This window comes from Arthrobacter monumenti (genome assembly GCF_054511255.1).
Genome location: NZ_JBTNCY010000019.1, coordinates 1 through 10,708 on the forward strand (window position 1 = coordinate 1; position 10,708 = coordinate 10,708).

Below are 10,708 nucleotides of genomic sequence, written 5' to 3' on the forward strand. Positions count from 1 at the left end.
GACTGTAGTGGCAGCCCAAGCCGTCGGCGGTGCCGGCGGCAACCCGATTGCCATCCACAACATCGTCGCCGCATCAGCCACAGTAGGTCTCCTAGGACGCGAGGGAGATCTACTCCGGAAAACCATCATCATCACCACGTACTACTGCCTTGCAGCCGGCCCACTGGCCTACGTATTCATCCACGGGCTGGGTCTCAACCTCGGTACTTTCATGCTCATACTGCTCCTCGCAACGCTGGCCCTGCTCGTCGGCTGGATGAGGCGGCAGCGCCCGGCGACGGAATTGCTAAACACCACCCGAGTATGAGCCGGATGTTGATTGACCACGAGTTCGCCTCACCGTCGTAGCCGGGCCGTAAAGGTCAGTAGAGCCATTCATCGAACCGGCTTGAGCCACGAGGCAATAACTGCCGTGGTCGAGACAAATAGTCGGGAGCAGGGACATTCCCTGCTCCCGATTACGGCCTTTACGATCCACATTTGAGATTGTTCTAATGCCCGCAGCGGCTTTTACAGGACGGTGGCTTCCCGAGAGGCTTCTACATAAGGAAGCTATTCCTTCATCCCACGATTCCTCGTTTGCCCACCACCGGCAGGACTATTCAGTTCCTACTGTCCCCCTCCGATAGCCTCCTGTTCGAGGTCATCAGCGGTGAACGGGGTAGGCAAATGCCGGCCGCCGGAAACGCCGGGTTGATCCATACCGCCAAAAACACGGGAGTGCCCGAAAAGCGGTAGCAATTTTTCAACCCGGATGCCCCTTCGGCGACAAACTGATTAAAACCGGACACAGCGGCGATTGTGCATGCCGCTGTGTCCCGATCGGATCCCCCGTGAGACTCTGATCCAACCGACCTTCTAGTTATCGTTATGCTGGCCCTTCTCGCATCAGATCTCGCGCGATGTGCCTAAAAACAGATCAGATGGCCTTCCCGGGGTTAAGAATGCCGTCAGGATCCAAGGCCTTCTTGATGGCGTGTTGAACGTCGAGCGAGACCTCTCCGAGTTCGGGCAGGAGCCAATCACGTTTGAGTAGTCCAACTCCATGTTCTCCGGTGAGGGTTCCGCCCAGCTTCTTGGCCAAGTAGAACATCTCGCCCAAGGCGACTTTGGCTGGTCCTTCGGTGACGGAATCTCCCTCGTCCATGACAATCATCGGGTGGAGGTTTCCATCGGAAGCGTGAGCCACAGTGAAAATTCTTACTCCTGTCTTACGGGAGATTTCTTCGAGGCCCACCGCGACCTCGGCAAGCCGTCCCCGCGGTACACCAATATCACCGATGGAAACACGTCCGAGCTTCTCCAGCGAAGGGATAGCCTCACGCCGGGCCCTGACCAGCTGCTCCGCGTGGTCAGGATCAGTTGCCTTCTCGTATGAGCTCGCGAAGGGTTCGATAGCTTCGATGAGGACATCCTGTTCCAGGAATGCGCCATATCCATCTGTCTGAGCAAGCAGGAAGGCGCCCCCTTGAGACCGATAATCCGTGCCCAGCGCAGAATCGACGGCTTCCAGTGTTTGGCCATCTATAAGTTCAAGCAATGAGGGCTGCACGCGTGCTGCTATCACTGCTGAGGCGGCTTGAGCCGCAGTGGCAAAGTCGGGGAAAAATGCTGCAACTGTTGCGGTCGCAGGGGGAAGGGGACGGAGACGCAATGTGGCTTCAACAACGACTCCAAGCGTTCCCTCGGAACCTGTAATCAGCGCGTTGAGGTCATAACCCGTGACACCCTTCAGCGTTTCGCGCCCGGTTCTTAGTTCCCTGCCATCGGCCAGCACGACATTTAGGGCGAGGACAGCTTCACGTGTCACTCCGTATTTCGCGCACCTCATACCGCCTGCATTGGTGGCGATATTTCCGCCTATGGAACATATCGCAGTGCTGGCTGGATCCGGCGCGTAGAACAGGCCGTATTCCGCGGCCGCGGCATTCAGATCGCCGTTAAGAACACCTGGCTCGACTACCGCGAGCTGTTCAACCGGGTCAATTCGAAGAATTCGATTCATTTTGGACACGTCAAGAACCACTTCACCAGCCTGCCCTACGGATCCAGCTGCGAGTCCAGTGCCGGCACCTCGAGTCACCACGGGTGTGCGGTTGGCGGCGGCAAGCTTCACCGTCTGCACTACGTCCTCTGCGGATTCAGCGAACACGACGCCGTCGGGCAACGTGGCTGATGCATAGCCCGACCGGTCCCTACTCGCCATCAACCTGTCAGCATGTGTCGTGGAAGCAGCCCGGGAAGCCTCAAGTACATTATCGGAGGCGTTTGAAAGAACTGACGCATTGTGGTTATCCACTGAACTCCTTCGTTTAAGTGAATCGCAGCCCCGGGACCATCGATATGACCCATGGCAAGATGATTTCATAATGTGGAAACTGATTTTTGCTGACTGGATAAGACTCTAGGCCGTATTCATGTCTCGGTCAACGGTTAATTAGTCTCCGGCGTCCATTCGTTTAGGTCGGCGAACCCGACGTCGTTGATAACGACGAGTGTAGTTTGAAGGAGACAGGCCAACCTTTTTCATCCCACGACTACTCAGATGCCCTCCCCGTGAAGCTGGCGCCGGATCATGGCAATGAATCTTTCCCCGGGGGTTTCATGCGCCGAAGGAACTTCGAGGAAGGCCCGGGACAGCATTGGATACCTCCCGGAAGACAACGCGGCGACCAGGTGGGAATCGCCAGACGGGTCAGTTGGCGTAGCGGAGACGGGAACGGCGGACAATTCGTTCTGCGCGTACGCGGACGTGATGGCGGTCAGCGACGCGACCGCTTCCAGCCTCCTTGGCTCCGGCATCTCTACACCGGCCAACACCCCGAGTGCATGCTCAAGATAACGCAAACTGTTCGGGCCGAGGGACGGCCGGGTGAGCAACAGGGGCGGCAGCCATGGGTGGCGGTGCATGATGCTGCGTCCCTGTAGCGCCAGATCAACCAACTGTTCGACGGCGGGGTCCGCCGAGGGTACGAGATGGTATTCGCCGCCGACGCGGTCAATCATGACCTCGAGCAGCTCATCGTGCGAGGCGACATAGCGGTACAACGATGCCACCCCGGCCCCGATGGCCGCGGCGACCTTGCGCATCGATACGTCCGCCATGCCGCCGGCGTCGGCAAGTTGGACCCCGGCCGCGCCGATCGAATGTAGCGAGTGCGCCGGTGCTGGCCCGCTCCCTTTGTTGGTCGCGCGCAGCCACACCTCCGTGCGGTCTGTTGAGGCCATGGGGTTTGTTGTCCGTTCGTTGTGCCACCTTCCCCTTATACTAGTTACTGCGAACGGTGTTCGCAGTAACGGAAGGAAGTTCAGATGCGTGTCCTCATAATCGCCCCGGGAACCCGCGGCGACGTTGCGCCCATGGCTGGGCTGGGATTCGGACTCCAGCAAGACCACGGATTCGAGGTCTTAATCGCAGCCAATTCGCAGTACCGCGAGGTAGTTACCCGTTCCGGCGCGCACTTCCACGAGCTCGAGGGCAGCATGGACTCCTTGGTTACCCCGGCACCACCGGGCCGGAAGCCGCGTCCGGCCGACCTCCGCCGGTACATGTCGGAACTCACCGACTACATGGACCTGTCCGCTTCCGGAACCCTCGCCGCAGCACAGGCGGGCGCCGACGTCATTCTGGCCAACGGCGTCGCACCGTATGCTTATGACATCGGCGAGGCGCTGGAGACCCCTGTCCTCGGCGCCCACCTGCAGCCACTCGAGCCAAGCCGGGCCTACCCTCCAATGACATTGGGAAGCGCTCGTTCACTGACAGGTGCGGGCAACAAACTGCTCGGCTCACTGATCGGTTCCGCCCGCGCTCCGTATGATGCACCCACGGCCCGGGTCCGTAAGGAACTCGGACTCCCTGCCAGGAGCCGCCGCGACTCCGAAACGGCACGCCGGCGCGATAAGTCCCGGATTATGTACGGCTTCAGCCCAGCCGTCGTACCGCGCCCCCGGGACTGGCATGCCGGACTCGAAATCGCCGGATACTGGTGGCCCCACACGGACGCCGCATGGAAGCCGGACGCACGCCTGCTCGATTTCCTCGCTGATGGGCCGCCACCGGTCTTCATCGGTTTTGGCAGCACCGGCGCGCACGACCCTCAGTTCATGCTCGACGTCGCTTCCCGCGCCGGCGCCCGGGCCGTCATCCAGGGAGCCGACGGCGTCGACGCCCCGCACGCAATCGGCATTGGCGATGTCCCGCACGAATGGTTGTTCCCGCAGATGTCGGCTGCAGTTCATCATTCAGGCGCAGGAACGACGGCGGCAGCGTTGCGCGCCGGGATTCCTTCGGTGGCCATCCCGGTCTTCACCGACCAGCCGTTCTGGGCTGCCCGCGCCCATGCCCTCGGCGCTGGCCCAGCGCCGATCCCGTACGGTAAGGCAACAGTGGAATCTGTGGCCGGGGCAGTTGATGCCGCCATCCAAACTCAGGCATACGCGGTCGGCGCCCAGCGCCTTGCCGGGCTTATCGCCAAGGAGGACGGTGTCACCGCGGCCGCCCGGGCCATCAGCTCAGCTATCGAGTTACGGTAGTGGGGACCGGCGAGATACTCAGCGATGGCTCGGACGAGCAAGAACGGGATAATCTGAGAAGGCCCGAACAGCGGCTGCAGCGCCCCAACGCTATTGCCGCGCGGTTCGGCGTAAGCGCGTGTTAACGAATTCGCCCATGCCCCACCGGCCGAGTTCACGGCCGTATCCGGAGCCCTTGACACCACCGAAGGGCAGGCCCGGCAGCGTTGTGCCGTGCTCATTGACGTAAGCCATTCCGACGTTAAGGCGGTCAGCGACGTGGCGGGCACGGTCGAGGTCGGTATCCCACACAGAGCCACTGAGGCCGAAATCGGTGTCATTGGCGAGATCAACGGCCTCGTCGACGGAGCTGACGCGGTAGACGACGGCGACCGGGCCGAAAATCTCTTCCCTGTAGGCATCCATCTGAGGCGTGACCCCGGTGATGACGGCGGGGCGCATGAACGCACCATCACCGTCGACGGCCTCGCCACCGACGTGGACAGTGGCCCCCTGCTCGACCGCTCGACGAACCTGTTCGACCACAGTGTCGCGTGCCGTCACCGAGGACAGCGGCCCGACGGCGGTGGCGGGGTCGGAGGGATCGCCCACCTTCGCGTTCTCAAAGGCCTCGGTCAGCCCGGTCACCATTCGGTCGTAGTGCTCGTCCGGGACAATGAAGCGTTTCGGCGAGTTGCATGCCTGCCCGGCGTTGGACAGCCGGGCCTTAGCCGCGACTGCGACGGCCGCATCGAGATCCTCGGCGCCGAGGAAGATGAACGGGTCGGAGCCACCCAGCTCGAGGACGGCCTTCTTCCGATACCGCCCGGCGGTCTCCGCTACCGAGGAGCCCGCCCGTTCGCTGCCGGTCAGGGAGATGCCGCGCACGCGGGAGTCCGCGATCATGTCCGCGATCTGCTCATTGGTCGCGAAGACGTTGAGGTAGGCGTCCTCGGGAACTCCTGCGGCGTGGAGGACCTCTTCCATCAGCAAAGCGGAGGCGGGACAGCTCGCCGCGTGCTTGAGCACGACGCTGTTGCCGACCATGAGGTTGGGAGCCACAAAGCGGGCCACCTGGTAATACGGATAGTTCCACGGCATGACACCGACGATGGTGCCAACTGGCTCGGTCTGCACCACGGACTCCGCATCGTCGCCGAGGTCGAGCGTTTCGGTCTCCAACAGAGCAGGACCATGCTCGGCGTACCAGCGATAGATAGCGCTGGCCAGCTGTACCTCACCGACGGCCTCCTGATAGGTCTTACCCATCTCGGTCGTGATGGACCGGGCAAGTTCCTCTTCACGCTCCCGGTAGAGGTCGGCTGTACGAGCCAGCACCGCTGCCCGGTCCTGGACGGAGGTCTCGCGCCAGACCGTATAGCCGGTCGCCGAACGCGCCAGAACATCCTGAACCCCCGCGTCATCAAGGGTGGCGAACTCCTTCTCTGTCCGTCCGGTTGTCGGATTCACAGTCGCATACTTAGATTCAGTCATATTACTTTCAGCGGCTGGAGCCCCGGGAGATATTCCCTGCACGGGCGGACGCCCATCCCCCGCGTATGAATTCAGGCGGCGCCCCGGGCCGGGTAGTTATGTTCCTGGGCGAAACGGACCCCGGCGATGATGTCATCCAGTGCCGGCCGTCCGAAAGGCATCGTTGCGATGCTGCTCCAAAAGAGGCTCCCATCGGAGTCAAAGATAAAGACACCAGGTTCACTGAACACCTCTGGTTCGCCTTCGTTGATGGACCCGGAGATGTAGAGCCCCCACTGCCGCGCTGTTTCTTCATCGAGACTGTGGGCGACCGGAAGGTTTTCCAGGCCCCATGTGTCCACGAGCTCCGCGCTGCGCGGCTCAGTTTCCATGCTCACAGCAACTACTTTTCCAATACCGGCATCGGATAGGTCGCCGAGGCGCTTATTGATTTCCGCGAGCTGTTTGCGGCAGATGGGGCAGTGCAATCCCCGGAAGAAGAAGACGGCAGTGAACCTTCCCGCCTCCGCCGAACCCGTAAACAGATCATCTGTCGTGCCCGCCCCAGTGAGCGGCAGTGATAACTTCGGTGCTGTTTGCGTTGGTAACAGTGTCATGTCCCGGGAACACCAAAAGAAGCCCGGCTTATTCCGATGATGGCTGTTGGTGCACACCGCGCCGCCTTCGAACACAGCAGCATCCAACACGGTCACCTGCTCACCTGCGGTGTCGGCTGTAAACAGGCTATGCCTCGTCCAGGCATGCCCGCAGTTGCGTCAGCCCGTCTCTGATCCTGGTTTTGATCGTGGATAGCGGCACGGATAAATGCTCGGCCACTTCGCGGTAAGTCAAGCAGTTGTAGTAGGCGAGACTGATAGCTTCACGTTGAATATCGGAAAGGGTGTCAAGGCATCTAACTACGGTCTGCGTTTCGGCCCTGGCAGCGACCGTTTCGGCCACGACGTCGTATTCGGTGCTCCGGGTTGCCACGCACCAGCGTAATTCCCTGTTGGCACCAGCCTGTTCGGCGCGGACCCTATCGACGGCTCTGCGGTGCGTGATGGTCATCAACCAGGCCATAGCACTTCCAGCAACCGGGTTATATCTGTGCGCGTCCCGCCACACCGTCAGATAGATTTCCTGCGTGGTGTCCTGGCTGATTTCAACACTGACGATCGTCTTGCACGCAAGAGCGTAGACCCGCTTCGACGTCAATTTATAGAACGCGGTGAACGCCTCCCTGTCTCCTTGACCTATGCGCAGAAGAAGCCCGGCCAACGTGTGTTGATCCGGCTTGGCATTTACATCGGTGGAGCTATTCCGGGAAGTGTCTATATCGAACCGTGCCATCAGCCCGGTGTCCCGTGCTGGGAACGCATCTTTATGACCGGCACTGTTGAAATGCCCGCGGTCGTGTCTGTTCATGACGGGTTACCTTTGTGGGAGCTCGCCGTGCGGTCAGACGGTAATGAGGCAAATAGCAAGGAGCGGTAACCGAGGCCGCCCATTGACCAAGATACCCCACGGCATCCGCCTATTGACATGACAGAGCAGCGAAAAGAATGCTTTCCGAATAGGGTTCCGATTGCGGACGCCGATGCGTCCACTTCCTACCGACCAGCCACCACGGATTCAATCAAGTACCGAACGACCTCTCCCGACAAGACGATGGCTCACCGCGACACGGATCTTAAAGTGCCTGGCCAAATAGACACTTGGAGCCGGCACTCGTCTGGCCGAGAACCACGCCCTCGGGAAGGGGCGTAGGCAACTCCCGCTTGTAGGGTATGACTCCAATCTGAAATGGATCTTCGTAGATAATCTTGCCCGGATCTATCGCGAGCACGCGTGATCCACCCGCCATAGCCGGAGCCTAGCAACGATCCGCAGGTCGGATCTCTATCATCACTCGGTGGCCAAATCGCCCCGTAGGCCGATCCTATTGCGCGGCGGGATTGTTCGGCGGGCAGCTCAGTTTGCGTTCTCCATGGCATCGAGTTGATGTAACGCGTTGAGGGCTTGTTTGAGCCGCTGTGCCTCTGGCGTGTCCCACCAATAAGGACCTCGCTCGCCCAGCCCGTGCTTGGCAAGGTTGACCCGTTGCCGGGCCGCCGTTATAGCCTCGGACTTGTTTTCGCGTTTGGCGGTGCGCACGCAGGACCTTCCGCGGCCGAGATGCGATTTCAGCGCCTCGACGATGTCCTCAGGTAGCGACGGGTCGGTTCGGCGCCATCGCCGGCCGTTGATGACCAGCCACCGCTCAGCTTCAGACGTTGCGCTCAAAGGGCGCCGTTTGAGCTCGCTCATAATCAGATGATAGTGCGGATGCGTAGAGGCAATCGATGCGAACCCCAGCGACCCGTCAGGCATCCGCTTGCGAGCATGGCGATGGCTTTGAAGGGAATCACATGGTCACGCTGTGCCAGCAAGACAGTTGGAATCCTTGACAGATGACTGCCCGCACCGGAGGCTTATCTCCGCTGCTGGACTTTATCAATTGAGGTGACTTCATAGATTAACGCCGAGCTCATCGCCGGGCCGCGGCAGGTCAGCTGACGGGGCGGGGTGCGGCGTCCCCGCAGTTCTACGTCGAAAGTCGACGGATGGGGTGGACGGCCGATGACACGAATCCGCCAGTCGTCGCCAGCCCGGGCAGTCTCCGCAATCCTGTATTCATGCCGGCTGGCCGGGCCGAAGGACCTGAGGACAGCTGCGACGGCGGCCTGCTGGGGCGGAGCCAGATTCGTGTATCCGCGTAGATATTCTGCATGGATACGGTCCGCGAGGTGCTCTTCGATCACGTCGAGGGATGACATGACGTCAAGATCGCCGTAGTAGACCCCGTCAGGCAGGACGATGACGTTGGCGGCGAACCTGTCACCGCCTACGTGCGTGCACTCCCACACCAGATCCGGCCGACGTTCGCGCAGCGCACGTCCCACTGGCAGCCCACGAACGGCGCAACAGGTGTCGTGCAGGCCATGGGCACAAACCAGGATGACAGGCGGATGGCCGAGTTCTCCGGGGCTGCTGAGCGCTCCGACGATAGCAAGCAGGTCATCGTCACGGTTCCAAACGCCCCAGTGTTGGCGGTAGGCGCCGGAGTTTTCGTAGCGCAGCACAGCCCAGCGGTTGGGGCCTTCCCGCCTGCGCCGGCCGGGCCGCCTGATGAGGAGTATGCGTGCCCGCAGCGCCTGGGCGGCGAAGAACACGCTCGATTTGGTCCCCGGGTCGATGTCGAGACCGTCGAAACCGTTGGTCGGCCAACCGCCGCGGTACTCGATCAGCACCCACACATTGCCGCCCGGAACCGTACCCGCGATGGGATCGCCCCGCATCCGGGCGGCATCGGCGCAGAAGAAGCGCTCCGGCGAAACAGTCATCGCGCGACTGGAATAACGACCCCTGCGCGCAGCAACCTTTCGGCCAGATCCACGCCGATATTACCCGCGGACCGGACCTCGCCGTCGAGCAGGCGGGTCACAGCCGGCAAATCAGTCTGCGGAAAATCGAGCCAGCCCACGCGTGTCATCAGGCGCGAACCCTCCAAGCGTGCCTCCAGCGACCCACGGAGCCGAACCAGAGATCCAGGACCGAGATCATCTACAGCCGCTCGCTGGGCCAGAGGTCCCAGCGGTGCCGGGCGTGCCTGGCCCCGCCTGGTGCGGTGAAATAGGGGAGCGGGATCAGCTTCGGCGACGGCGGCGGCCAGACGTTCGCGGACGGTGTCCAGATCAGCCGGGCCGTCGATTCCAAGCGGCAAGGTACTGCGCATCTCCGGCATGTCGCGCAGCGCAGCAAGGGCAGACTGGGCAAGCTGCTCGGCCAAGGCGTAGCGAGTCCAGTTGTGGACCCCAAGCGTGAGATGGATGGACATCTCGCCCTGCGCCTGGGCCGCGTGCAACCATCCGCGCGGTAAATAGAGGGCGTCCCCCGGCTCAAGAACGGTGTCGATATATGGCTCTCTGTTCGCGGCATCGGCGACTGCGGAGCGGTGCTGAGTCCAAGGCTGGGTCTGCAAGGGGTCGGAATGTACCGGCTCGTGAATGACCCAGCGCTTGGTGCCTTCAATCTGCAGAACGAAGACATCATGGACGTCGTAGTGATCGTCGAACCCGCGGTTCTGCGCCGGGGTGATGTAGGCATTGGCCTGCACCGGATGCCCGAGCTCAGCGCTCAGCGTCGCACTGAAATCTGCGAGCGGTTCCCATGTGCGGTGAAGAGCCTGCAAGACGAGCGTCGCACCATCTGCGAAACTGCGCCAAATATCGGTGTCGTCAAGCTGATCCGCAATGGCCGCGCCGACGCCGGCCGGAGCAGTGAATGACGATTCCGGAATTGTCGCGCCGTCCTTGGCAACGCGGAGGAAAGGTGTGCGTAATCCGCGGCGTGAGATCAGTTCGTCCACGGCGCTAGCAGACAGCAGATCCGAGAAGTCGCTGGAGTTGCGTGTGAGCAGCGCCGTGCGTGCCCAAATATCACGGGCAAATTGCTCGCGGCTGATGTTTATCAAGCGTGTGTCCAGAACCCCGGCACCTGCAGCAGCGCCGGGATCCTGATGCTTAGTGTCAGCAGTGCTCAAGAACGGTCCGCCGGGCCATCCGCTCCTCCGTCAGCTCCGCCGTCCTGCACACCCGCCGAACCAGCAGCGCCACCATCAGCCGGGCCCTCCGCCCCACCGTCAGCTCCGCCGTCCTGCACACCCGCCGAACCAGCAGCG

Annotated in this window: 11 protein-coding genes; 2 read left to right on the forward strand and 9 right to left on the reverse strand. The window is 61.6% G+C overall.

Annotation, left to right across the window (positions count from 1 at the left end; translation table 11 throughout):
• A partial coding sequence (locus ACX80B_RS18295; RefSeq protein WP_459298827.1) for an L-lactate permease occupies window positions 1-307 on the forward strand: 307 nt, incomplete at its 5' end.
• A gap of 612 nt (window positions 308-919) precedes the next feature.
• Here the strand turns inward: ACX80B_RS18295 and ACX80B_RS18300 are convergent.
• The gene (locus ACX80B_RS18300) at window positions 920-2,206 is read right to left on the reverse strand and encodes an FAD-binding oxidoreductase (RefSeq protein WP_459298847.1); all 1,287 of its coding nucleotides are present in this window, start codon (window positions 2,204-2,206) and stop codon (window positions 920-922) included.
• Between the two features lie 335 nt (window positions 2,207-2,541).
• A complete protein-coding gene (locus tag ACX80B_RS18305; protein ID WP_459298829.1) occupies window positions 2,542-3,228 on the reverse strand; it encodes a TetR/AcrR family transcriptional regulator C-terminal domain-containing protein in 687 nt (228 codons plus the stop codon).
• Window positions 3,229-3,312: 84 nt separating this feature from the next.
• Here ACX80B_RS18305 and ACX80B_RS18310 point away from each other — a divergent pair, with 84 nt between their 5' ends.
• Window positions 3,313-4,536, forward strand: coding sequence for a glycosyltransferase (locus ACX80B_RS18310; protein ID WP_459298831.1), 1,224 nt, complete (start codon window positions 3,313-3,315; stop codon window positions 4,534-4,536).
• Window positions 4,537-4,626: 90 nt separating this feature from the next.
• Here ACX80B_RS18310 and ACX80B_RS18315 read toward each other — a convergent pair whose 3' ends face one another.
• From ACX80B_RS18315 to ACX80B_RS18345, 7 genes are all read right to left on the reverse strand, one after another.
• Window positions 4,627-6,009, reverse strand: a complete 1,383-nt coding sequence (locus ACX80B_RS18315) for an NAD-dependent succinate-semialdehyde dehydrogenase (protein ID WP_459298833.1) — start codon at window positions 6,007-6,009, stop codon at window positions 4,627-4,629.
• Window positions 6,010-6,080: 71 nt separating this feature from the next.
• On the reverse strand, window positions 6,081-6,605 hold the full coding sequence (locus tag ACX80B_RS18320; protein ID WP_459298835.1) for a redoxin domain-containing protein: 525 nt from the start codon (window positions 6,603-6,605) through the stop codon (window positions 6,081-6,083).
• Window positions 6,606-6,732: 127 nt separating this feature from the next.
• On the reverse strand, window positions 6,733-7,413 hold the full coding sequence (sigK, locus tag ACX80B_RS18325) for an ECF RNA polymerase sigma factor SigK (protein ID WP_459298837.1): 681 nt from the start codon (window positions 7,411-7,413) through the stop codon (window positions 6,733-6,735).
• 265 nt (window positions 7,414-7,678) lie between these two features.
• Window positions 7,679-7,852 carry a hypothetical protein gene (locus tag ACX80B_RS18330; RefSeq protein WP_459298839.1) on the reverse strand — a complete coding sequence of 58 codons (174 nt, stop codon included), beginning with the start codon at window positions 7,850-7,852 and terminating at the stop codon, window positions 7,679-7,681.
• 107 nt (window positions 7,853-7,959) lie between these two features.
• Window positions 7,960-8,295, reverse strand: coding sequence for a biopolymer transporter Tol (locus ACX80B_RS18335; protein ID WP_459298841.1), 336 nt, complete (start codon window positions 8,293-8,295; stop codon window positions 7,960-7,962).
• A gap of 164 nt (window positions 8,296-8,459) precedes the next feature.
• Window positions 8,460-9,371, reverse strand: coding sequence for a sucrase ferredoxin (locus tag ACX80B_RS18340; RefSeq protein ID WP_459298843.1), 912 nt, complete (start codon window positions 9,369-9,371; stop codon window positions 8,460-8,462).
• A complete protein-coding gene (locus ACX80B_RS18345; protein WP_459298845.1) occupies window positions 9,368-10,570 on the reverse strand; it encodes a cupin domain-containing protein in 1,203 nt (400 codons plus the stop codon). Before ACX80B_RS18345 ends, ACX80B_RS18340 begins: the two co-directional genes overlap by 4 nt.
• Between the last annotated feature and the right edge of the window lie 138 nt (window positions 10,571-10,708).

What these genes read in the sequence shown, in the direction of transcription:
- ACX80B_RS18300 (WP_459298847.1), bottom strand. Translation starts at nt 2,206, where the DNA reads ATGGCGAGTAGGGACCGGTCGGGCTATGCATCAGCCACGTTGCCCGAC.
- ACX80B_RS18305 (WP_459298829.1), bottom strand. Translation starts at nt 3,228, where the DNA reads ATGGCCTCAACAGACCGCACGGAGGTGTGGCTGCGCGCGACCAACAAA.
- ACX80B_RS18310 (WP_459298831.1), top strand. Translation starts at nt 3,313, where the DNA reads ATGCGTGTCCTCATAATCGCCCCGGGAACCCGCGGCGACGTTGCGCCC.
- ACX80B_RS18315 (WP_459298833.1), bottom strand. Translation starts at nt 6,009, where the DNA reads ATGACTGAATCTAAGTATGCGACTGTGAATCCGACAACCGGACGGACA.
- ACX80B_RS18320 (WP_459298835.1), bottom strand. Translation starts at nt 6,605, where the DNA reads ATGACACTGTTACCAACGCAAACAGCACCGAAGTTATCACTGCCGCTC.
- sigK (WP_459298837.1), bottom strand. Translation starts at nt 7,413, where the DNA reads ATGAACAGACACGACCGCGGGCATTTCAACAGTGCCGGTCATAAAGAT.
- ACX80B_RS18330 (WP_459298839.1), bottom strand. Translation starts at nt 7,852, where the DNA reads ATGGCGGGTGGATCACGCGTGCTCGCGATAGATCCGGGCAAGATTATC.
- ACX80B_RS18335 (WP_459298841.1), bottom strand. Translation starts at nt 8,295, where the DNA reads ATGAGCGAGCTCAAACGGCGCCCTTTGAGCGCAACGTCTGAAGCTGAG.
- ACX80B_RS18340 (WP_459298843.1), bottom strand. Translation starts at nt 9,371, where the DNA reads ATGACTGTTTCGCCGGAGCGCTTCTTCTGCGCCGATGCCGCCCGGATG.